Source organism: Salinivibrio sp. ML290, assembly GCF_001995695.1.
GTDB lineage: Bacteria > Pseudomonadota > Gammaproteobacteria > Enterobacterales > Vibrionaceae > Salinivibrio > Salinivibrio siamensis.
Genome location: NZ_MUEY01000001.1, coordinates 1 through 23463, shown reverse-complemented (window position 1 = coordinate 23463; position 23463 = coordinate 1). Strand labels below are relative to the sequence as shown.

Below are 23463 nucleotides of genomic sequence, written 5' to 3'. Positions count from 1 at the left end.
TCAAGTCATTGTTTTTCATTTTTTAGGGTATTGATTATATCGGCAACCAACCCTATAGGTTTAGCGTAAATACGCCGACACCAACAAGGATAACATGCCTTTTACTACGGTGGCGCCAAGCACACAAAAACACGCCGAGTGGTTTGACCGCCCTTAACCACTGAGTTACCGTCTAGCCTCTCTTTTCTAATTTTATGGCATCATGGCTGTGAAGAAACCAGAAAATATGACCTTTGAGGACACGCTCAAAGAGTTAGATAGCATTGTCGGTGCGCTAGAGTCCGGCGAACTCCCCCTCGATACCGCGATGAAACGTTTTGAACGCGGCATTGCACTCACGCGTCAAGGACAAAAAACCCTTGCAGACGCAGAGCAACGCGTCGAGATCTTGCTTTCGCAAGAAGATGATGGGCCACTGACTGAGTTTTCTCCTCAAGACGATGATTAACACTGTTGTACACGATGCGCTGCGCGAAACGCAAACCCGAAGTAATCAACAACTCGAAGCGTGGCTTGATACCTTATCCTCTCAAGATCAACCGCTTATCCAGGCAATGCGCCACGGTTTGCTCTTGGGTGGTAAACGTATTCGCCCCTTTCTAACCTATGCCACAGGGCAGTTGTTTGGTGTGCCACTTGCGCAAATTGATACACCGGCTGTCGCCGTGGAGTGTATTCACGCCTACTCGTTGATTCATGATGATTTGCCTGCCATGGATAACGACAGCTTGCGACGCGGGCAGCCAACCTGTCATGTCGCCTTTGATGAAGCGACCGCGATTTTGGCCGGTGACGCGTTACAAACACTGGCCTTTACCGTGCTGGCTGAAGGCGAACTCAATCCAGCGGCCGAACCTTACCGTATACATATGGTGAAAACCTTGGCTACGGCCAGCGGTGCGGCGGGTATGTGCCTAGGACAATCATTGGATTTAGCCGCGGAGGGACGTGCTGTTGATCTTGAAGCACTCAAACGCATTCACCACAATAAAACCGGTGCATTGATCAAAGGGGCGGTGAGGCTCGGCGCTTATGCCGCTGGCGAGTCCGGCGTGCGCCATTTAAGTGCGCTTGATCGCTTTGCTGACGCCATCGGTCTCGCGTTTCAAGTTCAAGACGACATTTTGGACATTACCAGCGATACCCAAACACTGGGTAAGCCACAAGGGTCAGACGTAAACGCAGATAAAAGTACCTACCCGGCATTGCTGGGGCTGGCCGGTGCACAAGAAAAAGCCGAACAACTTTACCGAGAGGCACTACACGCCTTGGAGGCAATCCCCTACAATACCGAACAATTGGAAGTTTTTGCCCGATATATCATCGAGCGCAACAACTAGCATGATTAATAAAAGCGCCGAACCATTATGACACTGGATATATCAAAATACCCCACTCTCGCTCTTGCTGATACGCCGGAAGAGTTGCGTACCTTACCACGCGGTCACCTGCCGCAGCTTTGTGAAGAGTTACGTACCTATTTACTCAACACGGTCAGTCACTCAAGTGGCCACTTTGCCTCTGGGCTAGGTACCGTGGAGCTGACTGTGGCGCTGCACTATGTGTATAACACGCCCTTCGATCACCTCGTTTGGGACGTAGGGCACCAAGCCTATCCGCACAAGATCCTGACTGGACGACGTGAGCGCATGCAAACTATCCGGAAAAAAGACGGTTTGCACCCCTTTCCGTGGCGCGGAGAAAGCCCCTACGATGTGCTGTCGGTTGGTCATTCCTCAACGTCCATCAGCGCCGCGCTCGGTATGGCCATTAGTGCGCAAAAAGAGGGGCAGAATCGACGTGTAGTCAGTGTGATAGGCGATGGCGCAATCACCGCTGGGATGGCATTTGAAGCCATGAACCATGCCGGTGATATCAAACCCGATATGCTCGTGGTACTCAACGACAACGAGATGTCCATTTCTGAAAACGTCGGCGCGCTGAATAATCATTTTGCCCAACTCCTCTCTGGCAATGTCTACACCAGTATTCGTGAAGGCGGTAAGAAAGTATTGTCGGGCGCGCCACCAATTAAAGAGTTAGTGCGCCGCGCGGAAGAGCACCTTAAAGGCATGGTTGTCCCAGGCACCATGTTTGAAGAGCTGGGCTTTAACTACATTGGCCCAATTGATGGCCACGATGTCGAAGAGTTAGTCAAAACCCTCAAAAACATGCGCCATTTAAAAGGGCCGCAGTTTTTGCACGTCATGACCAAAAAAGGCAAAGGGTACGAGCCGGCGGAAAAAGATCCGATTGGGTACCATGCCGTGCCTAAGTTTGACCCCAGTGTACACACGCTGCCTAAATCCAAGCCAGCGAGCCCAACGTTTTCTAATGTGTTCGGCGACTGGCTATGTGATATGGCGGCGCAAGATGACAAGCTACTCGCGATTACGCCAGCCATGCGCGAAGGCTCCGGCATGGTGCGGTTTTCTAAAACGCACCCAGACAAATATTTTGATGTCGCCATTGCTGAGCAGCACTCAGTGACGCTGGCTGCAGGCATGGCAATCGGTACCTACCACCCTGTGGTGGCCATTTATTCGACCTTCCTACAGCGCGCCTATGATCAAGTCATTCACGATGTCGCGATCATGAATTTACCCGTGCTGTTTGCCATTGACCGTGGCGGGATTGTTGGCGCAGATGGCCAAACCCACCAAGGCGCTTTTGATTTAAGCTATTTACGCTGTGTCCCCAACTTGGTGGTGATGACGCCAAGTGATGAAAACGAGTGTCGCCAAATGCTGTATACCGGCCATATTCATAATGGGCCAGCGGCGGTGCGCTATCCTCGCGGCAGTGGTATCGGTGCAGAGATTGAACAGAAGATGCAAGCGATGCCGATTGGCAAAGGCGTGATCAAACGTCGGGGAACACGGTTAGCCATCCTCAACTTTGGTACTTTATTGCCGCATGCTCAGGAAGCAGCAGACGAGCTGGATGCCACCTTGGTTGATATGCGCTTTGCCAAACCTTTAGATGAAGCGCTGCTACTCGACATGGCCAAGACGCATGACTGCCTGGTCACCGTGGAAGAAAATGCGATCGCAGGTGGTGCAGGCTCCGGGGTGATTGAAGCGATGATGCGCCATGGGGTTATCAAGCCTGTACGGCAAATCGGTTTACCCGATCGCTTTATCTCTCAAGGCACCCAACAAGAAGTGCACGCCGAGCTTGAGCTCGATGGCCCCGGCATTAAGGCTCAAATTCAGCGTTACTTGGCCACGTTGGCTGAATAGGGGCGTTGACTGCGTAGAGGCGTCGTTTTTGCACCACGAGTCAGGCGCTATCTTCTGGTATGAAAAAACCCGCTACCAATGAGCGGGTTTTTTTATGCTTCAGCGGACATTGACGCAGTGGCTTAGCCCGCTCACGCACGCTTACTTGGTACCAAAAATCTTATCACCGGCATCACCAAGCCCAGGTACAATGTACCCTTTGTCATCCAGCTTTTCATCGATAGCCGCCGTATAAAGCTCAATATCAGGATGCGCTTTTTTCAATGCCTCAATCCCTTCTGGGGCAGAGACCAATACCAAGACTTTGATCTGCTGACAGCCCTGCTCTTTGAGCAAGTCGATAGTCGCAATCATCGACCCCCCCGTGGCCAACATCGGATCCACAACCAAGGCCATGCGCTCGTCGATATTACTGGCTAGTTTATGAAAGTAAGGGACAGGCTCTAGGGTTTCTTCATCGCGATACACACCGACGACACTGATGCGCGCACCTGGGACATGCTCAAGCACCCCATCCATCATGCCCAAGCCTGCACGCAAAATAGGCACCACGGTGACTTTTTTGCCTTTGATTTGATCGACATTAACTGGGCCATCCCAGCCATCAATCGTTACTGTTTCTGTATCGAAGTCAGACGTCGCTTCATAAGTCAGCAGACTGCCCACTTCGGTCGCAAGCTCGCGAAACCGTTTGGTGCTAATATCTCGCTCGCGCATCAAGCCGATTTTATGTTTGACTAACGGGTGCCTTACTTCCACGACCTTCATCTTAGACTCCTTACAAAAAACAAATTCTCGGTAGTATACATGAAAGGTTTTTGCTAGCGTAGGCTTAGGGCTTGACATATCGCCCAGATTCTCGCCAAACAGCCTACGCAAACGTTTTCCTTTCTCTAAATCCACTGATAGAATAGCGCCGACTTTTGACTTCCAACTCCGGCGAGGAATTGCAGTGAGCGGTAAACAATCATCTCTTAGCTATAAGGACGCTGGTGTCGATATTGACGCTGGTAACGCACTAGTCGACCGCATTAAAGGGGTAGTAAAACAAACGCACCGGCCCGAAGTCATGGGAGGCCTAGGAGGCTTTGGCGCGCTTTGTTCATTGCCAACCAAATACAAAGAACCGGTATTGGTCTCTGGTACAGACGGCGTAGGTACCAAGCTGCGCTTAGCGCTGGATGCGAATAAACACGATACTATCGGCATCGATCTGGTTGCAATGTGCGTTAACGATCTGATCGTGCAAGGTGCTGAGCCTCTCTTTTTCCTCGACTACTATGCAACAGGCAAGTTGGATGTTGACGTCGCGGCGGACGTTGTGACGGGTATCGCCCAAGGCTGTCAGCAAGCAGGTTGCGCCCTTATCGGCGGCGAGACCGCGGAAATGCCTGGCATGTACAGCGGCGATGATTACGATGTGGCTGGTTTTTGTGTCGGTGTTGCCGAGAAGTCTGCCATCATTGATGGGAGCCAAGTCAGCGATGGCGACGCCTTGATTGGCCTTGCGTCTAGTGGCCCGCATTCAAACGGCTACTCGCTGATCCGAAAGATCCTCGAAGTCAGTCAAGCAAACCTGAGTGACGACCTAGAAGGCCAACCACTCATCGATCACTTGCTAGCCCCGACCCGCATTTACGTCAAATCGGTATTAGCCCTGCTTGAGCAAATGCCCATCCATGCGATTTCTCATATCACAGGTGGCGGCTTTTGGGAGAACATCCCCCGCGTATTGCCCGCTGGAACCAAGGCGGTGATCGACAACACCAGTTGGCAATGGCCGCCTGTATTTAACTGGTTGCAAGAAAAAGGCAACGTCAGTGACTATGAAATGCTACGCACCTTTAACTGTGGTGTGGGACTTGTGATTGCACTCCCTCAGGCTGAAGCTGACAAAGCGATTACCCTGTTAAATCAAGCGGGCGAAACCGCCTGGCAACTGGGCCATATTGCTCACGCGACGGGCGACGACGCACAGGTGGAGCTGAAAGCATGAAGCGCATTGTCGTCTTGATTTCCGGCAGCGGTTCCAATTTGCAAGCATTGATTGATAACATTCACGCGCAGCACGCGAACATTGTCGCCGTGATTGCCAATAAAGCTGACGCCTATGGGCTCACGCGTGCCAAGCACGCGGGGATACCGGCTCAAGTGGTTGCCAACACCGATTATGCTAGCCGGGAAGAGTATGATGCGGCGCTTATTCGAGCGCTAGATGCCTATCAGCCCGACCTCGTCGTACTGGCGGGTTTTATGCGTATTTTAACCCCAGGTTTCGTTGCCCACTATGCGGGGCGAATGCTCAACATTCACCCCTCCCTGCTCCCCAAGTACACAGGACTGCATACCCACCAGCGTGCGATTGATGCTGGCGATACCGAGCATGGTACATCGGTGCATTTTGTCACTGAAGAGCTCGACGGTGGCCCCGTGATACTCCAAGCTCGTGTACCTATTTTTGAGGACGACGACGCAGAGTCTGTCGCCGCGCGCGTCCAACAACAAGAGCACAGGATCTACCCACTGGTGGTCAAGTGGTTTGTCGATGGCCGCCTGAAGATGATGGAAGATCACGCTTGGCTTGATGGTCAGGCACTCGGCCACGCCGGCTATGCCGCAGACGCGTAGCTCGTATAGACCCTGACAACATAAAATAAGGCGCATTAGCGCCTTTTTTATTCGCTAAGATACCGATGTGTGATTGGCGCAATACACCTCGCCAAAGTGAAACACACAATATTCCCCTTCAGCCATTTTATGCCAGCGCTCGTTGTTGGTAAGGGGTTGCGTGGCAATCACGGTCACCACATCGTTAGGCGTGGTTTGCTCATGAAAATCGACCGTCATCTCTTGGTCGATCAGGCTAGCTTTTCCAAACGGAGCGCGACGCGTGATCCAATGGAGATTATTGGTACAATACGCCATGACATAGTCGCCATCGCTAAACAGCATGTTGTAAACACCCAACGCGCGCAGGCGATCACAGCGTGAAGCGATAAAGTCAAACACCTCACACATATTGTCTGGCTGTTGCGGATAGTGCTTAAACAACTCATTCAATAACCAACAAAACGCTTTCTCACTGTCTGTTTCCCCGACAGGCTTAAAGTGGCCAGTATCCAGGCTCTCAAACCCAGATAACTGCCCATTGTGAGCAAACGTCCAATAACGCCCCCAGATCTCACGAGTGAAAGGATGTGTGTTTTCTAAGCTGATCCCACCTCGATTTGCTTGGCGAATATGGCTAACCACCGCACAGCTTTTTATCGGATAACTGGTGACCAGCTCTGCGACCTTGGATTGGCTACTGGGTGCCGGATCTTTAAAGGTGCGAAACCCTTTGCCTTCATAAAAGGTGATCCCCCAGCCATCGCGATGCGGGCCCGTTTTACCGCCGCGCTGAATCAAGCCAGTAAAGCTAAAACAAATATCGGTTGGGACGTTGGCACTCATGCCAAGCAGCTCGCACATTCTTTCATCTACCTCCGAGGGGTTACGCTGCCATTTCCTTTTCCACTAGCTGGATAAGAATATGGATAATTTTGATATGGACTTCCTGAATACGATCCGCATAACCAAAGTGAGGCACACGGATTTCAATATCAGCGAGACCTGCCATTTTGCCGCCGTCTTTTCCCGTAAGCATAATGGTCTTCATGCCTTTTTGTTTGGCGACATCAATGGCATTGAGGATATTCCCCGAATTGCCCGATGTAGATAGCCCAAACAACACGTCGCCTTTCATGCCCACCGCCTCAAGATAACGCGAGAAAACATACTCGTAGCCAAAGTCATTCGACACGCACGAAATATGGCTTGGATCTGAAATGGCAATCGCGGGATAACCAGGACGGTTTTCTCGGTAGCGCCCGGTCAATTCTTCAGCAAAATGCATGGCATCACAATGCGAGCCGCCATTGCCACAAGAGAGCACCTTGCCACTGGCCTTAAAACTATCGGCCAACAGTTTCGCGGCTTTCTCGATTTGCTGAATGTTATTGTCATCACTTAAAAACGCTGTTAACACATCGGCAGCTTCTGTCAGCTCACCGCGAATAATATCTTGGTACATGGCACCTTCCCACTGTTAACAAATATCTGACGTTCTCGCCTGACAGGCATAACGTCACATGACTGCCAGTGTACCCGCATCGTTTTACGGCTGTCGACTGCCGCGCCCTTCCGACAAGCGAGCCAGGTCACGTTTGCTTGAATGGCAACCTATCTTGCCAGTTGTCCTCATCCTCAAGTGGTGATTTTCTCACCTTGCAAGCTAGGTCACACCGTATCATTTTACAATTCGTTAATTATTTGCTTACATTGAGTGGTACGACCTCTTACCACGACAGTAAGGGCTAACCAAAACCTAAGGAGATGACGTGATGGCAACAGGGTTATATATCGCCGCCATGCTAATACTGGCCGGTGTACTCGCATACCATCGTGCTAAGCTGCTGGTATCGACTGCCGTGCTCGCAGCCGGACTAGTTGTAGGGACAATCATGGGCAGCGTCGGGGAGATCACTTGGTTGATCTTTGCCGTGATCGCGTTGCCCCTCAATATCGTGACGTTTCGTCGCAACTGGCTCAGCAAGCCCGCTTTCAAAGCATTTAAATCCGTGATGCCAGAAATGTCAGCGACGGAAAAAGAAGCGATTGATGCGGGAACAGTCTGGTGGGAAGCCGACCTATTCCGCGGCGCGCCGGATTGGAACAAACTGCATGACATTCCCGCCCCGACGCTGAGTGCGGAAGAGCAAGCATTTTTAGATGGACCGGTCAACGAAGTCTGCCGCATGGTCGATGACTACCAAGTCACGCATGAACTCGCTGACCTGCCCGAGGATGTTTGGCAATATTTGAAAGACAACAAATTCTTCGCCATGATCATCAAAAAGCAATATGGTGGCTTGGAATTTTCTGCCTACGCACAATCCTTGGTGCTGCAAAAACTGTCAGGCGTCTCTGGTGTGCTGTCATCCACCGTGGGGGTCCCTAACTCACTAGGCCCAGGTGAATTGCTCCAGCATTACGGCACCACAGAGCAAAAAGACCATTACCTCCCTCGTTTGGCCCAAGGTAAAGAAATCCCTTGTTTTGCGTTGACCAGCCCAGAGGCAGGCTCTGATGCAGGCTCGATTCCTGATTATGGTGTGGTCACCAAAGGTATGTGGCAAGGTGAAGAAGTGCTGGGGATGAAAATCACCTGGAACAAACGTTATATTACCCTCGCCCCGGTTGCCACTGTGTTGGGTCTGGCGTTTAAGCTACGCGATCCTGAACACCTGTTAGGCGATCAGGATGAACTTGGTATTACCTGTGCGTTGATCCCAACAGACCTCGAAGGGGTTGAAATTGGCCGTCGCCATTTCCCGCTTAACGTGCCTTTCCAAAACGGTCCAACTCAAGGCAACGACGTCTTCGTACCGATGGACTTTATTATTGGTGGCCAGAAAATGGCAGGCCAAGGCTGGCGTATGCTGATGGAATGCCTGTCAATTGGTCGCGGCATTACCCTACCCTCCAATACCACGGGAGGACTAAAGTCAGCCGCCCTAGCAACAGGGGCTTACGCACGCATTCGCCGTCAGTTCAAACTCCCCATTGGTAAAATGGAAGGGATTGAAGAGCCTCTCGCGCGTATTGCTGGCAACGCCTACGTGATGGATGCCGCCAGCGCGCTGACGGTGACGGGTATCGATATCGGCGAGAAGCCCTCGGTCATTTCTGCCATCGTTAAATATCACTGTACCCACCGCAGTCAACAAGGTGTGATTGATGCGATGGATGTGGTAGGCGGTAAAGGCATCTGCCTGGGACCAAAAAACTTCCTGGGACGCAACTATCAAGGTTCGCCGATCGCCATCACGGTGGAAGGCGCTAACATCCTGACGCGTTCAATGATCATCTTCGGTCAAGGTGCGATTCGTTGCCATCCATTCGTGTTGGATGAGATTCGTGCCAGCGAAAATAGCGATCAGCAAGCCGCCCTCGCAGCGTTTGATAAGGCCTTATTTGGTCATGTTGGCTTTGTGTTTAGCAATGTTGCACGTGCTTTCTGGCTTGGTCTTACCGATGGTCGTTTGTCTAAAGCTCCCCGCAAAGACGCGACACGTCGTTATTACCAGCAGATGAATCGCTACAGTGCCGCGCTCGCGCTACTCGCCGATGTCTCTATGGCAGTATTAGGCGGCAACCTCAAGCGTAAAGAGCGCTTGTCAGCGCGCCTTGGCGATGTGCTGAGCCAGCTTTATCTTGCGTCAGCCACCATGAAACGCTATGCCGATGAAGGCTATCAGAAAGAGGATCTCCCTCTGGTGCATTGGGGCATGCAAGACGCCATGTACCAAGCTGAACAAGCACTGGATGGCTTTATCGCTAACTTCCCGAATCGAGTGGTTGCTGGCTTGGTACGCGTACTGGTATTCCCGCTGGGTAAAGGACGCCGTCAGCCTGGCGATCGCCTCGATGGCAAACTGGCTGTCATTTTACAATCACCCAGTGCAACGCGTGATCGCCTCGGCCGAGGTCAGTACTTCGAGCCAGGTAATGCAATTGGTAATATTGAAAAGGCACTGCATGACATTTTGAATGCCGAGCCTATTCATAAAAAAGTGTGTGATGGCATCGGTGAGAAGCTGCCGTTTATGTTCCTCGACCAAGTCGCGGATAAAGGCTTGAGCGCCGGCGTGATTACCGAGCAAGAAGCTGCACTGTTGCGAGAAGCCGAGCAAGGCCGCCTTGAAACGATCAATGTGGATGACTTTGACCCGTCAGAGCTGCCCGCCGCGTCGGTCAAGGAGAGCAAGATGCATAACGCGGCTTAACCGTATTTTCCTGCATCAATGGCGTAACGAAAAAAGAGAGGGCTTCCCTCTCTTTTTTATTGCCCGTATAGATGGGCTTACTCGCACCACAGTGCTAGTCGTTTTTATCCGGCCTATCCATGTCAAGCTCACTGGCTTGGTCGTCGCCGTCGCTGTCCAGTGGAGGGGCTTCCAGCTCTTGCGCCGCTTCAGCCAATTTGCGTGCTTTGCGTTTTCGCAAGACAAACCAAGTGGCGGCACCTATCAGCATCACCAATAAGTTACCTAATCCAATGATCAACAGGGAAGTGGTTCGTGCTGCTTCTCGCTCTCGTTGTTGGCGGCGCGCCTCCGCCGCTTCCATCATGGCTTTTTCACGCGCTTCACGCTCTGCTTCGGCTTCTTCCAGCGCCGCGTAATCGGTAACCGCAAAGGTTTGTTCTGGAAGAGGAAAAACCAAGGGTCGTCCCGATAACTGATCCGTCGCATACAAGGTTGTCCGCCATTTGTATTGTCCAGGTGTACTGGCATAAGGAATATCGAGCGTAATCGTTTGCTGCTCTTCCTCAGCGGTTGTTTGGTAGACCGTCGTTTTTCCTTCGGTATCGGTGAATTTGGCGTGAACAGACACGCTACCTGGCTCAATACTGGCCTGCTCGGACTCAACAACCAATTGATGCGGTTCGCCCTCTCCTTGGCTTTGTTTAAACGTGGCCATTAACGGTGTCGGGTAAACTAAGACTTGTTGCTCTAAAGTACGGAAAAAAATACCGTTACCCGAGGTCACGCGTGCGCGGTATTTTCCTGGCATGACGTTAATCGGCAAAGACACGGTGAAAACGCCGTCATTGGGTGCTTCATCAAGCCCCGAGCCGTCGTCACTAAATTGCCCTAATGCTTTGGGCTGTGGCCGCTGATCGGGATTAAGCGACTCCGGATCTTCGATGAACTCAGTAAAGTGTACGGTCAAATCGACACGCTCAATGAAGTCACGCAAGTTAAGGGGCTTATCGCCCAGCATGAGCTGTGCGGTAAACTTCACCGCCTCGCCTTGATAAAGACGACTGGGTAAGTCTTCAACCTGCATACGCAAGTCACTTAAAACACGGACTTTGTTGTCAGGGCTCACTCGGCCAATCGCTTGCCATGGTCCTGGCATGGGGTCGGTAATCGACACGATGTCCATGTCTGATTCTTGATGCCAGGATACTTTGTCTGGGTGGCGCCATGCATAATATTTGGTGCCGTCCGGGCGTACCAATACCACTGGCATGCTTGGCTTTTCTCGATAAATCACGAAGGCCGCACGTTCAATGGTTGGATCAACACGGAAGCGATTTTCCAGCAGACGAATTTCTTGCTCGTTAGCGTGTGCCAACAAGGGAAAACAAACACACACCGCCCACCATCGCTTCTTCATGCCTTCTCCTACTGCCGCCAAAGACAGCTACCGTTTTGCTCAATAAAGTCTAAACGCGCTTCGTGCGCACTCATTTCATCGGCCGATGCGGGAATAACCTTTAGCGATTTCTGACGCTTAACGGTTCTTGGTGCCATTGGACTCGCATTATCCGTCTCAGTACCCGCATTAAATGACAAGTTAGTTTGTCCCCCGGTCATTAATAGGTATACGTCAGCAAGGATCTCCGCATCCAACAAAGCGCCGTGAAGCGTTCGCCGAGAGTTATCAATACCGTAGCGATCGCACAACACATCAAGGTTGTTACGCTTTCCAGGGAAGATTTTCTTCGCCATCGCTAAGGTGTCTGTGATGGTGCAAAGCTCAGTGGTTTGCAGCGAGACACCTAGGTTTTTGAATTCATAATCCATAAACCCCACATCAAAGGGCGCGTTATGGGCGATCAGCTCCGCCCCTTGAATAAAATCAACAAAGGCTTGATGGATTTGCGCGTATCGCGGCTTGTCGGCCAAAAAGGCATCGGTGATACCGTGTACCGAAATCGCCTCAGGATCGATCGCGCGTGTAGGCTGAATGTAGGCATGAAAGTGCCGCCCCGTCAGCTTACGATTGATAATCTCAACCGCACCGATTTCAATAATATTGTGGCCTTGATAATGTGGCCCCCCTTCGCGGTTCATACCGGTGGTTTCGGTATCAAGCACAACGAGGCGATCGTAATTCGCTTTCATGGCAATAACTGTGTCAAACTTGGCTCAGATGAATAGCCAATAGTATCAAAGATGACCAAGCAGGTAGAAATTTTCACAGACGGTTCTTGTCTCGGCAACCCGGGGCCGGGCGGGTATGGTGTGGTGATGCGCTACAAACAACATGAAAAAACCTTGAGTGCCGGTTTCACCCTCACCACCAACAATCGCATGGAACTAATGGCGGCAATTGTCGGCTTAAATGCGCTTAATACAAGCTGTAACGTGGTTCTCACTACAGACAGCCAGTACGTTCGACAAGGGATCACCCAATGGATCCATAATTGGAAAAAACGCCAATGGAAGACGGCGGATAAGAAACCGGTGAAAAATGCCGATTTATGGCAACAGCTTGATCAAGCGGCATCTAAGCACCAAATCACCTGGAACTGGGTGAAAGGCCACGCTGGACACCCGGAAAATGAGCGTTGTGACGAGCTCGCGCGCGACGCTGCCAACCACCCTACCGAGATCGATGAAGGCTATCAGCCTGCAGACTAATCCTATTTCTAGCCGCCGTTGGGAACAACGCCGCCCAGCGGTGAGACCGCTTGCTTGAGTTTCCAACGAGGCTTAATGGGTTTTAGTGGGTAGCTACGCTTACGCGCAATGATCAAATAAATGGACCCAAGCGCAGGTGTCACCATACTGGCGCTACTCTCTACCCAAGCATGGCGGGCACTGGGTCGATGAGTCGGCCACAGTCCCATCTGGTGCGCCTCAACCACCTCATAGTTCATGACACTCAACCAATCTTTAACGCGAAGAGGTGAAAACATCCGTCCCCCCCACGGAAGCCGTTGATGCCTGCCACGTAGCACTTTTTTTACGCCCAAAAAGCTTGCGGGGTTAACACCCGATATGATCAAGCAACCGTCATCAATCATCACACGATCAACCTCTCTTAATAAACGGTGCGGATCATCGCTATAATCAAGTTGGTGCGCTAATACACACGCATCAAAAGATTTCTCGATAAATGGCAAGGCATAATGTGTCGCGGTCACATTGCGCATTGGGTTATGTTGGTCGACACAGACTTGGTGTTGAATGTTACACTGTTCACTGACTAGCTCGCAGCTTAAGCCGCCCAATTTCAGCAAATGGTAGCCAAATAAGGTCGGCAACCATTCATCCAGCCGAGTTTGCAATTGGGTGCGCGCCCAATCACCGTAAGCAACTTGGTCCCACGTATAGGGATAGTCAAACTGATGTTCTATGCGCGCTGGTTTCATTGATTAAGGCTCATTCTATCGCTGGAGAACCCAATGCTTCATGTAAAAAGCATACCTGCATTTAACGATAATTACATATGGCTCATTATTAGTGAAGATAATCGCTGCGCCGTGGTCGATCCGGGTGAGGCAAGTCAGGTTATTGACTACCTCAAAGCGAATTCATTGACTTTATCGTGCATTCTTATCACACACCACCATTGGGATCACACCAATGGCATTGACGATCTTGTACGCTATGCGCCAAGCGCCAAAGTGATCGGCCCAGATGTTCACCCGATACCTCAACGTTCAATGGCGGTTGGTGACGGTGACCAAATTGATGTCTTTGACCATCGCTTTTTGGTCGTCGGTGTCGAAGGCCACACCGACGATCACATTGCATTTGTCGGCGATGGTAAGCTGTTCTGTGGCGATGCATTGTTTTCAGCCGGTTGTGGCCGTTTACTCGGTGGCACCGCTGAACAATCACTCAACTCATTGAAAAAACTGGCATCGCTCCCCATCGAAACCCAAGTGTATTGTGCCCATGAGTATACCGCCGCCAATGTCGCGTTTGCGCTGACTGTGGAGCCTGAAAACGATGCATTACATCTATACCGGGAAGAAGTGAACCGCTTACGCGCCCAAGGAAAGCAAACGCTCCCCAGTACCATAGAGCGAGAAAAGCGCATTAATCCATTTTTGCGCACTCAAGAGCCGACGGTCATTCAAGCGGTCGTAGGTCGCACCACTGCCGACGATGAGCTTGCCGTTTTCCGTGCGCTGCGTCAGTGGAAGGACGAATTTTGAGCTGAGTCTCTTGTCATCAATGAGGCCAGCCCCTATCATCATCGGCTATTTTGGACGAAGGTTTTATGCAATGAAGTACCGTTTTATTATATTGAGCACGCTGTTGCTGAGCGGCTGTCAGTCTATCGGCGACGCTCAAAATACGGATATCGCCTCCGAGGCACCGCCCGTTGTCGCAAAAAAAACAACGCGCTCGCCTGATAAAGCCACAGAGACGCCCAAGAAAGCCACCCCCGCGACGCCTACGGTACTTTCCCCGCAAAAACAGAGTGATGTGTGGCAACGCATCAGTATGCAGCTTTCGCTTCCAGTACCTGATAACGCCTCGGTGCGCCGTTATCGTAATTGGTACTTAAAGTACCCTAATCACCTTGCCACGGTAACTGAGCGCGCCACGCCATTTTTGCACCTGATCGTAGAGAAAGTCGAAGCACGCAACATGCCACTCGAGCTGGCATTGCTTCCAGTCGTAGAAAGCTCGTTTGATCAATTTGCTTACTCGCATGGCCGGGCTGCTGGCCTTTGGCAATTTGTCCCAGCAACCGGCCGCCGTTTTGGCCTGGAACAAAATTGGTGGTACGACGGCCGACGTGATGTGGTGCAATCAACCGATGCAGCGCTCGATTACCTCGAGTACTTGCATGGCATGTTTGATGGTAATTGGTTACACGCTATCGCTGCATATAACTCCGGCGAGGGACGCGTGGCTCGTGCTATTCGTCGCAACAAGCAACGCGGCCAACCCACCGATTTTTGGCATTTGGATCTCCCCAAAGAAACCAGCAGTTATGTGCCTAAGCTGATTGCACTTGGCGATGTACTACGCCATCAAGATCAATATGGCTTAGAGGTCCCTGCGATCCCTAACCAGCCAGCACTGACCTTGGTCGATCCTAAGATGCAAATGGATCTCGCTCTCGCGGCTAACTATGCCGGTTTAAGTGTTTCTGAGCTGCAAAGCCTTAACCCTGCGTATAACCATTGGGCAACGTCACCATCAGGCCCCACCCACTTATTGTTGCCCAACGAAAATGTGGAACGCTTTAATACTGAGTTGGCTAAAAATGACAACCAAGGGCTTCGTGTGGAACGTTATGCGGTGAAGTCAGGTGATAGCCTGAGTGAAATCGCGGCTGAGTACAACACCACCGTCAAAGTATTAAAACGTGCTAACCAACTCCACTCCTCACGTATTCGCGTGGGTCAGCGCCTGATGATCCCTGTTTCGCTGAAAGATGAATCACAATATACGCTAAGCGCACCACAGCGCCTCGCAGCATTGCAAGCGGCGGAGCGAGACGGCCACAAGCGCACCCACACAGTTCGCCAAGGCGACAGCTTTTGGACAATCGCCCGTCGTTATGACGTTGATTATCGTCAGCTCGCTAAGTGGAACGGCATGAGTCCTCGCGACACCCTCAGCATTGGCCAGAAGTTGGTCGTTTGGGATAAAGAGGGGGATGCACGTCGCATCCGCACGATTACCTACCGAATTCGACAAGGTGATTCGTTGAGCAGTATTGCACAACGCTACAATGTATCAGTCGCCGAGCTGGTTAAATGGAACCAGTTACGCCAAAACGCGTATATCCAACCAGGTCAAAAGCTAACACTGCATATCGACATTTCTCGGAGTAGCGGCTCATGATGCAAGCTTCAGCCAATCCATTGTTCGCCTTAAGAGACATCGTCCTTCGTCCCAGTGCGTGCTTTGCTGCATTAAGCCAGCGCCCGGTATGGGGTTGGTTGGCTTATTTGCTTATGTGCCTAAGCGCTATTGCATTTTGGAGTGCTTATTTTGATCACACCAACCTTGCCACGCTTCAGCAAGCACTCGCGCAACAATTATCGATGCCACCTGCAGACGCTGAAAAGTGGTTACAACGTGAAACACTTCTTGCCTCTGAAGTGCTCGGAGATTGGTTTGGCCGAGCGGCGGTCATTTTTGCCTTGGCACTGTGGTTTCGGTTAGCCACCAAACAAGAAGCCCCTAACTTTGGCTATCGTCACTGGCTCGCGGCCTCTTGCTTTATCTTTTTGCCCGCCGTCGTAGGCGATTTAGCAAGCTATACCAATATGACTTTATCATCCGGTTTTATTTTGCCGGCTCATGCGGACTTAAATAGTCTTAATGGCTTGCTAAAATTGCCGCTCGCCTCCTCATGGAGTGCATGGGCAGCAAGCTTACCACTACTGCTCCCGTGGTACTGGGTATTAAGCATTACGGTTATCGGCACTTGGACACCTCTCAATCATGGCAAAGCGATTGTCGTCGCTACCCTGCCTTGGGTTGCCGTTTTTGCCAGTTGGGCCATCGTTATAGCACTAAGCTAGGAAAGTTCAGCGAGGGGGCTCCCCTCGTTGCCTCTATCCTGTCACTTTCAGTTGTGCCTCTATCGCTGCGTGATCGGAGGCACCATTATCTATCGCACTCGCCTTTTCTACCGATAACCCACGGTAGAAAACATGATCCAACGGCAACCCAAATTTAGTCATTCGCTCATCGGGGTGATAACTCATTTCTTGTAATGACAAGCGCGTAACCATCGCTCTCACCGCGTCTAACCGCCGTTGAGACCAAGTATTAAAATCACCGGCTAAAATAATAGGCCCTTCGACACGCGCCAAAGCTTGCTCCAATGCCGCCAACTGTTTCTTATAAGCGGCCATTGCATAAGTAAAGTTAATGCTATGAATATTCACCACCGCAAGGCGCTGTCCATTGGAGAGCTGGTACTCACTATACAAAGCACTTTTAGGAAGGCGCAGGTAAGGCTCGACCGCAGTATACGCACAACTGTGCAAAGGGTTCACTTTGGAAAGGTTCATCACCCCTGCAACAGCATCTTGCATCGCAAACGCATAAGCTTGGTCATAGTGCAATGATGCTTGCGTGATCCAACGCGCCAATTGTGGACCAAAGCTTGCCTCTTGCAACAACATCAAACGGTGAGGTTGATGATACTGGTTTAACGCCGTGTCCCACTGAGGGCGCTGCTGTTTATAGATATTCCACACCAACAAAGAAAAACGGCCTTGTTCGTCAAGCGGCGAAGAATGTGTGTAATCAACGCACTGGCGATGTATACCAGACACTGTATGGAGCTGGGTGCTGTCAGGCACGGTGAAGTAGCCATTGACACCAATCACCGCAGCAGGGACAAAAATAGCACTGCCCCATGCCACTACCTTGCCAATACGTTTTTTCATTGCTTGATCACCACCATAACGCTTGCCAGTGTGAGTATAGGTTGTTACTAGAATGGGCGCCGATTTTGCGATCATGAAGGCTGAAATACAAGTGGTTGCACTGACTTATTACTTGCTGCTTGCTTCAACTCAGAGATAGGATAGAAAAGAAATAATAACAAAGTGCATTCATGGAGCGACGCCTATGCTTAACAACCTCTTCGTATACGGAACCCTGTGTCCAGAAGGCACAAATCACCATGTGCTCGCGGAAGTCCATGGTCAGTGGTTCCCTGCGAGTATACAAGCAATACGCACCGACCGTGGTTGGGGATCGGCCTCAGGTTATCCCGGCATTGAGCTCAGCGATTCTGTCAATGATCGCGTTGAGGGTTGGCTTTTAAAAGCAGAGGACTTATCCCATTTTCTACCTAAACTTGATGCATTTGAGGGGTCGGGGTATCAGAGAGTGATTGTGGAAGTCGAATATCACAGTGAGAGCCGAACAGAGCCAATGCATACCACGGCATTTGCCTATGAGCTTTGTTTCAGTCACCAGCCCGATGCAATAGGCCCAAGCCAATTTGTGGCCAAAAACTATTAGAAGACTTGTTGAATAGATCAAAAAAAGCACTGACGGATGTCAGTGCTTTTCGAGTGGCAGGAGTAGAGGGATTCGATCGGACTGGCGACCCAGCGGACTGGCGCCCCAGCCCCCAACACGCAGACTTCGGTGTCACACCAAAAACCATCCATAAGTTAGTCTATCGGTAAGATTGAAATAAAAAAAAGCACTGACGGATGTCAGTGCTTTTCAAGTGGCAGGGGTAGAGGGATTCGAACCCCCAACACGCGGATTTGGAATCCGCTGCTCTGCCAATTGGAGCTATACCCCTATAAATAGTGGCGGAGTGGACGGGACTCGAACCCGCGACCCCCGGCGTGACAGGCCGGTATTCTAACCAACTGAACTACCACTCCGCACCAATTCTGWATGACTAAAGACTTATATCTCTTGGCTTTAATCAATTGTAWTCAAAGCYTGGCGATGTCCTACTCTCACATGGGGAGACCCCACACTACCATCGGCGCTGCTTCGTTTCACTACTGAGTTCGGCATGGAGTCAGGTGGGTCCAAAGCGCTATGGTCGCCAAGCAAAATTGGGTGTGTCTTCACTTTTCAGTCAAAACACGTAATCTAGAAAGCTGTTCGTTCTCGCCACAATCAACTGGCTTWWTTCRAGTCCAACCCAAAACCTCTTGGGTGTTGTATGGTTAAGCCTCACGGGCAATTAGTACAGGTTAGCTCAACGCCTCACAGCGCTTACACACCCTGCCTATCAACGTYSTAGTCTASRACAACCCTTTAGAGAGCTCGAAGCTCTAGGGATGACTCATCTCGGGGCCAGCTTCGCGCTTAGATGCTTTCAGCGCTTATCTGTGCCGAACTTAGCTACCGGGCAATGCGTCTGGCGACACAACCCGAACACCAGCGGTTCGTCCACTCCGGTCCTCTCGTACTAGGAGCAGCTCCCCTCAATCATCCAACGCCCACGGCAGATAGGGACCGAACTGTCTCACGACGTTCTAAACCCAGCTCGCGTACCACTTTAAATGGCGAACAGCCATACCCTTGGGACCGACTTCAGCCCCAGGATGTGATGAGCCGACATCGAGGTGCCAAACACCGCCGTCGATATGAACTCTTGGGCGGTATCAGCCTGTTATCCCCGGAGTACCTTTTATCCGTTGAGCGATGGCCCTTCCATTCAGAACCACCGGATCACTATGACCTACTTTCGTACCTGCTCGAGCCGTCACTCTCGCAGTTAAGCGGGCTTATGCCATTGCACTAACCTCACGATGTCCGACCGTGATTAGCCCACCTTCGTGCTCCTCCGTTACRCTTTGGGAGGAGACCGCCCCAGTCAAACTACCCACCAGGCACTGTCCTCACCCCSGATAASGGGGCTAAGTTAGAACATCAAACATACAAGGGTGGTATTTCAAGGATGGCTCCACAGCAACTGGCGTCGCCGCTTCAAAGCCTCCCACCTATCCTACACATGTAGGCTCAATGTTCAGTGCCAAGCTGTAGTAAAGGTTCACGGGGTCTTTCCGTCTAGCCGCGGGTACACAGCATCTTCACTGCGATTTCAATTTCACTGAGTCTCGGGTGGAGACAGCGTGGCCATCATTACGCCATTCGTGCAGGTCGGAACTTACCCGACAAGGAATTTCGCTACCTTAGGACCGTTATAGTTACGGCCGCCGTTTACCGGGGCTTCAATCAATGGCTTCTCTTGCGATAACCACATCAATTAACCTTCCGGCACCGGGCAGGCGTCACACCGTATACGTCATCTTTCGATTTTGCACAGTGCTGTGTTTTTAATAAACAGTTGCAGCCACCTGGTATCTGCGACTGCCCATAGCTCCATCCGCAAGGGACTTCACCGCGGGCAGCGTACCTTCTCCCGAAGTTACGGTACCATTTTGCCTAGTTCCTTCACCCGAGTTCTCTCAAGCGCCTTGGTATTCTCTACCCGACCACCTGTGTCGGTTTGGAGTACGGTTGCTACTTACCTGAAGCTTAGAGGCTTTTCCCGGAAGCATGGCATCAATGACTTCACCACCTTGGTGGCTCGACATCGTGTCTCGGCCTTGATTTCCCGGATTTGCCTAAGAAATCAGCCTACGCACTTGAACCTGGACAACCATCGCCAGGCCCACCTAGCCTTCTCCGTCCCCCCATCGCAGTAAGCAGCAGTACGGGAATATTAACCCGTTTCCCATCGACTACGCCTTTCGGCCTCGCCTTAGGGGCCGACTTACCCTGCCCCGATTAACGTTGGACAGGAACCCTTGGTCTTCCGGCGAGGAGGTTTTTCACCCCCTTTATCGTTACTCATGTCAGCATTCGCACTTGTGATACCTCCAGCATGCCTCTCAGCACACCTTCAACRGCTTACACAACGCTCCCCTACCCAATATCCATAAGGACATTGCCGCAGCTTCGGTGTATCGCTTAGCCCCGTTACATCTTCCGCGCAGGCCGACTCGACCAGTGAGCTATTACGCTTTCTTTAAATGATGGCTGCTTCTAAGCCAACATCCTGGCTGTCTGAGCCTTCCCACATCGTTTCCCACTTAGCGATAACTTKGGGACCTTAGCTGGCGGTCTGGGTTGTTTCCCTCTCCACGACGGACGTTAGCACCCGCCGTGTGTCTCCCGGATAGTACTTACTGGTATTCGGAGTTTGCAAAGGGTTGGTAAGTCGGGATGACCCCCTAGCCTTAACAGTGCTCTACCCCCAGTAGTATTCGTCCGAGGCGCTACCTAAATAGCTTTCGGGGAGAACCAGCTATCTCCGAGTTTGATTGGCCTTTCACCCCTAGCCACAGGTCATCTCCTAACTTTTCAACGTTAGTGAGTTCGGTCCTTTAGTGAGTTCGGTCCTCCAGTTGATGTTACTCAACCTTCAACCTGCCCATGGCTAGATCACTCGGTTTCGGGTCTAATGCTAGCAACTRYWCGCCCAGTTAAGACTCGGTTTCCCTACGGCTCCCCTATGCGGTTAACCTTGCTACTAACATTAAGTCGCTGACCCATTATACAAAAGGTACGCGGTCACCCCACAAGGAGGCTCCCACTGCTTGTACGTAGACGGTTTCAGGTTCTATTTCACTCCCCTCACAGGGGTTCTTTTCGCCTTTCCCTCACGGTACTGGTTCACTATCGGTCAGTCAGGAGTATTTAGCCTTGGAGGATGGTCCCCCCATGTTCAGACAAGATATCACGTGTCCCGTCCTACTCGWTTTCACGSCTAAGGCGCCGTCGGTTACGGGGCTATCACCCTTTATTGCCAGGTTTTCCAACCTGTTCACCTAACGCCTAAGCCGCTTAAGGGCTGCTCCGGGTTCGCTCGCCGCTACTGCCGGAATCTCAATTGATTTCTTTTCCTTCGGGTACTTAGATGTTTCAGTTCCCCGAGTTCGCCTCTTAGCGCTATGTATTCACRCTAAGATACCTAGTCACTTAACCATACAACCCCAAAAGGTCTTGCATGAAAACAACTAAGGTTTTGTTTTTGCCGGACTCAAAATAGAGACTTTGCTTATCAAATAAGACAAAGCCCAAGCACACTTGATTGTGTGAGTGACATTACATGTCACTGATTGAGAACTTTACTGTCATTCTTTAAGAATGACTTGTCAGCTTTCCAGATTGTTAAAGAGCATGTGWKTYTATCAATACGATAAACCACTTTTTAAAGACACTTATCATCATAAATGCGCTTAAAAAGTGGTGGAGCTAAGCAGGATCGAACTGCTGACCTCCTGCGTGCAAGGCAGGCGCTCTCCCAGCTGAGCTATAGCCCCATCATAATTCCTTAGATGCTGGTGCCAATTTCTTTTGAGGCAAGGCAGTGTATTTCGACGTTTAGTTCGCTAAACGAGGAATGCACTAACGCAGYATCAGRAGAAATTGGTGGGTCTGAGTGGACTTGAACCACCGACCTCACCCTTATCAGGGGTGCGCTCTAACCACCTGAGCTACAGACCCATCTAAGGTACGAGCCTTTCACTAAGGCATTCGTATCTCTTTGACTTTCAACCTATACAATCTGTGTGAACACTCGCAAAAATAGCGTCAGTAAGGAGGTGATCCAGCCCCAGGTTCCCGATTACTAGCGATTCCGACTTCATGGAGTCGAGTTGCAGACTCCAATCCGGACTACGACAAACTTTAAGGGATTCGCTCCACTTCGCAGCTTCGCTGCCCTCTGTATCTGCCATTGTAGCACGTGTGTAGCCCTACTCGTAAGGGCCATGATGACTTGACGTCGTCCCCACCTTCCTCCGGTTTATCACCGGCAGTCTCCCTGGAGTTCCCACCTTTACGTGCTGGCAAACAAGGATAAGGGTTGCGCTCGTTGCGGGACTTAACCCAACATTTCACAACACGAGCTGACGACAGCCATGCAGCACCTGTCTCAGAGYTCCCGAAGGCACCAATCCATCTCTGGAAAGTTCTCTGGATGTCAAGAGTAGGTAAGGTTCTTCGCGTTGCATCGAATTAAACCACATGCTCCACCGCTTGTGCGGGCCCCCGTCAATTCATTTGAGTTTTAACCTTGCGGCCGTACTCCCCAGGCGGTCTACTTAATGCGTTAGCGCCGAAAGCCAAAGTCTAAACCTCAACCTCCAAGTAGACAGCGTTTACGGCGTGGACTACCAGGGTATCTAATCCTGTTTGCTACCCACGCTTTCGCATCTGAGCGTCAGTCTTTGTCCAGGGGGCCGCCTTCGCCACTGGTATTCCTTCAGATCTCTACGCATTTCACCGCTACACCTGAAATTCTACCCCCCTCTACAAGACTCTAGCCTGCCAGTTTCAAATGCGGTTCCGAGGTTGAGCCCCGGGCTTTCACATCTGACTTAACAAACCGCCTGCATGCGCTTTACGCCCAGTAATTCCGATTAACGCTCGCACCCTCCGTATTACCGCGGCTGCTGGCACGGAGTTAGCCGGTGCTTCTTCTGCAGCTAACGTCAAGCCATGCACYTATTAAGTACACCACCTTCCTCACTGCTGAAAGTGCTTTACAACCCGAAGGCCTTCTTCACACACGCGGCATGGCTGCATCAGGGTCTCCCCCATTGTGCAATATTCCCCACTGCTGCCTCCCGTAGGAGTCTGGGCCGTGTCTCAGTCCCAGTGTGGCTGATCATCCTCTCAAACCAGCTAAGGATCGTCGCCTTGGTAAGCCATTACCTTACCAACTAGCTAATCCTAACTGGGCCCATCCCAACGCGATAGCTTACATGTAGAGGCCACCTTTGGTCCGTAGACATTATGCGGTATTAGCCGTCGTTTCCAACGGTTATCCCCCTCGTCAGGGCAGGTTCCCAGCCGTTACTCACCCGTCCGCCGCTCGACGTCCAGTAAATCCACCATCCCCCTCGTCAGGGCAGGTTCCCAGCCGTTACTCACCCGTCCGCCGCTCGACGTCCAGTAAATCCACC

The 23463-nt window shown here is 51.3% G+C and carries 18 protein-coding genes, 4 tRNA genes and 3 rRNA genes; 11 read left to right on the top strand and 14 right to left on the bottom strand.

Annotated features, from left to right (window positions below):
* Nucleotides 1-202: 202 nt before the first annotated feature.
* Genes xseB through dxs form a run of 3 tightly spaced genes read left to right on the top strand, consistent with a single transcriptional unit; the run spans nt 203 to nt 3242 of the window.
* Nucleotides 203-448 (top strand): exodeoxyribonuclease VII small subunit, encoded by a 246-nt coding sequence (gene xseB, locus BZG23_RS00125; RefSeq protein ID WP_046073766.1) that lies wholly within the window; start codon nt 203-205, stop codon nt 446-448.
* Nucleotides 441-1340 carry a (2E,6E)-farnesyl diphosphate synthase gene (gene ispA, locus BZG23_RS00120; RefSeq protein WP_046073767.1) on the top strand — a complete coding sequence of 300 codons (900 nt, stop codon included), beginning with the start codon at nt 441-443 and terminating at the stop codon, nt 1338-1340. The genes xseB and ispA overlap by 8 nt, the downstream gene beginning before the upstream one ends.
* Before the next feature lie 27 nt (nt 1341-1367).
* The gene (gene dxs / locus BZG23_RS00115; RefSeq protein ID WP_077605802.1) at nt 1368-3242 is read left to right on the top strand and encodes a 1-deoxy-D-xylulose-5-phosphate synthase; all 1875 of its coding nucleotides are present in this window, start codon (nt 1368-1370) and stop codon (nt 3240-3242) included.
* 141 nt (nt 3243-3383) lie between these two features.
* Here the strand turns inward: dxs and upp are convergent, their stop codons facing one another.
* A complete protein-coding gene (gene upp, locus BZG23_RS00110; protein ID WP_046073769.1) occupies nt 3384-4010 on the bottom strand; it encodes a uracil phosphoribosyltransferase in 627 nt (208 codons plus the stop codon).
* A gap of 184 nt (nt 4011-4194) precedes the next feature.
* On the opposite strand from upp, the gene purM reads away from it, so the two are divergent.
* Complete coding sequence (purM, locus tag BZG23_RS00105; protein WP_077605801.1) at nt 4195-5238, top strand: phosphoribosylformylglycinamidine cyclo-ligase; 1044 nt, start codon at nt 4195-4197, stop codon at nt 5236-5238.
* The gene (purN, locus tag BZG23_RS00100) at nt 5235-5870 is read left to right on the top strand and encodes a phosphoribosylglycinamide formyltransferase (RefSeq protein WP_077605800.1); all 636 of its coding nucleotides are present in this window, start codon (nt 5235-5237) and stop codon (nt 5868-5870) included. Before purM ends, purN begins: the two co-directional genes overlap by 4 nt.
* Before the next feature lie 54 nt (nt 5871-5924).
* Here purN and BZG23_RS00095 read toward each other — a convergent pair whose 3' ends face one another.
* Nucleotides 5925-6713 carry a class II glutamine amidotransferase gene (locus BZG23_RS00095; RefSeq protein WP_046073772.1) on the bottom strand — a complete coding sequence of 263 codons (789 nt, stop codon included), beginning with the start codon at nt 6711-6713 and terminating at the stop codon, nt 5925-5927.
* A gap of 22 nt (nt 6714-6735) precedes the next feature.
* Nucleotides 6736-7314 carry a D-sedoheptulose 7-phosphate isomerase gene (gene lpcA, locus BZG23_RS00090; protein WP_046073773.1) on the bottom strand — a complete coding sequence of 193 codons (579 nt, stop codon included), beginning with the start codon at nt 7312-7314 and terminating at the stop codon, nt 6736-6738.
* Nucleotides 7315-7624: 310 nt separating this feature from the next.
* Between lpcA and fadE the strand changes: the two genes are divergently transcribed.
* Nucleotides 7625-10069, top strand: coding sequence for an acyl-CoA dehydrogenase FadE (gene fadE / locus BZG23_RS00085; protein WP_077578628.1), 2445 nt, complete (start codon nt 7625-7627; stop codon nt 10067-10069).
* 94 nt (nt 10070-10163) lie between these two features.
* On the opposite strand, the gene BZG23_RS00080 is transcribed toward fadE, so the two are convergent.
* Together BZG23_RS00080 and dnaQ are read right to left on the bottom strand one after the other, a co-directional pair.
* On the bottom strand, nt 10164-11468 hold the full coding sequence (locus tag BZG23_RS00080) for a TIGR03503 family protein (protein ID WP_077605799.1): 1305 nt from the start codon (nt 11466-11468) through the stop codon (nt 10164-10166).
* A gap of 8 nt (nt 11469-11476) precedes the next feature.
* Nucleotides 11477-12199 carry a DNA polymerase III subunit epsilon gene (gene dnaQ, locus BZG23_RS00075; RefSeq protein WP_046073776.1) on the bottom strand — a complete coding sequence of 241 codons (723 nt, stop codon included), beginning with the start codon at nt 12197-12199 and terminating at the stop codon, nt 11477-11479.
* A 51-nt stretch (nt 12200-12250) separates the two neighbouring features.
* On the opposite strand from dnaQ, the gene rnhA reads away from it, so the two are divergent.
* Nucleotides 12251-12718 (top strand): ribonuclease HI, encoded by a 468-nt coding sequence (gene rnhA / locus BZG23_RS00070; protein WP_077578630.1) that lies wholly within the window; start codon nt 12251-12253, stop codon nt 12716-12718.
* A gap of 8 nt (nt 12719-12726) precedes the next feature.
* Here the strand turns inward: rnhA and BZG23_RS00065 are convergent, their stop codons facing one another.
* Nucleotides 12727-13452: a methyltransferase domain-containing protein gene (locus BZG23_RS00065; protein WP_046073778.1), complete on the bottom strand. Its 726-nt coding sequence runs from the start codon at nt 13450-13452 to the stop codon at nt 12727-12729.
* A gap of 33 nt (nt 13453-13485) precedes the next feature.
* Between BZG23_RS00065 and gloB the strand changes: the two genes are divergently transcribed.
* From gloB to BZG23_RS00050, 3 genes are all read left to right on the top strand, one after another.
* The gene (gloB, locus tag BZG23_RS00060) at nt 13486-14244 is read left to right on the top strand and encodes a hydroxyacylglutathione hydrolase (protein WP_046073779.1); all 759 of its coding nucleotides are present in this window, start codon (nt 13486-13488) and stop codon (nt 14242-14244) included.
* Nucleotides 14245-14314: 70 nt separating this feature from the next.
* Complete coding sequence (locus tag BZG23_RS00055; protein ID WP_077605798.1) at nt 14315-15892, top strand: LysM peptidoglycan-binding domain-containing protein; 1578 nt, start codon at nt 14315-14317, stop codon at nt 15890-15892.
* Nucleotides 15889-16578: a YIP1 family protein gene (locus BZG23_RS00050; protein ID WP_338013040.1), complete on the top strand. Its 690-nt coding sequence runs from the start codon at nt 15889-15891 to the stop codon at nt 16576-16578. Before BZG23_RS00055 ends, BZG23_RS00050 begins: the two co-directional genes overlap by 4 nt.
* 33 nt (nt 16579-16611) lie before the next feature.
* On the opposite strand, the gene BZG23_RS00045 is transcribed toward BZG23_RS00050, so the two are convergent.
* Complete coding sequence (locus BZG23_RS00045) at nt 16612-17454, bottom strand: endonuclease/exonuclease/phosphatase family protein (RefSeq protein WP_046073781.1); 843 nt, start codon at nt 17452-17454, stop codon at nt 16612-16614.
* 184 nt (nt 17455-17638) lie between these two features.
* Here BZG23_RS00045 and BZG23_RS00040 point away from each other — a divergent pair, with 184 nt between their 5' ends.
* Nucleotides 17639-18037, top strand: coding sequence for a gamma-glutamylcyclotransferase family protein (locus BZG23_RS00040; RefSeq protein ID WP_077605797.1), 399 nt, complete (start codon nt 17639-17641; stop codon nt 18035-18037).
* A gap of 215 nt (nt 18038-18252) precedes the next feature.
* Here BZG23_RS00040 and BZG23_RS00035 read toward each other — a convergent pair.
* The 7 genes from BZG23_RS00035 to BZG23_RS00005 all read right to left on the bottom strand — a co-directional run bounded on the left by BZG23_RS00035 (nt 18253) and on the right by BZG23_RS00005 (nt 23456).
* Nucleotides 18253-18329, bottom strand: a tRNA-Trp gene (locus BZG23_RS00035).
* Between the two features lie 8 nt (nt 18330-18337).
* Nucleotides 18338-18414: transfer RNA gene (locus BZG23_RS00030), tRNA-Asp, on the bottom strand.
* Between the two features lie 59 nt (nt 18415-18473).
* Nucleotides 18474-18589: ribosomal RNA gene (gene rrf / locus BZG23_RS00025) — 5S ribosomal RNA — on the bottom strand.
* A 115-nt stretch (nt 18590-18704) separates the two neighbouring features.
* Nucleotides 18705-21594: ribosomal RNA gene (locus BZG23_RS00020) — 23S ribosomal RNA — on the bottom strand.
* A gap of 146 nt (nt 21595-21740) precedes the next feature.
* Nucleotides 21741-21816, bottom strand: a tRNA-Ala gene (locus tag BZG23_RS00015).
* 107 nt (nt 21817-21923) lie between these two features.
* A tRNA-Ile gene (locus tag BZG23_RS00010) sits at nt 21924-22000 on the bottom strand.
* Between the two features lie 49 nt (nt 22001-22049).
* Nucleotides 22050-23456: ribosomal RNA gene (locus BZG23_RS00005) — 16S ribosomal RNA — on the bottom strand.
* Together the 16S, 23S and 5S rRNA genes with 4 tRNA genes alongside form the textbook arrangement of a ribosomal RNA operon.
* Nucleotides 23457-23463: the final 7 nt, after the last annotated feature.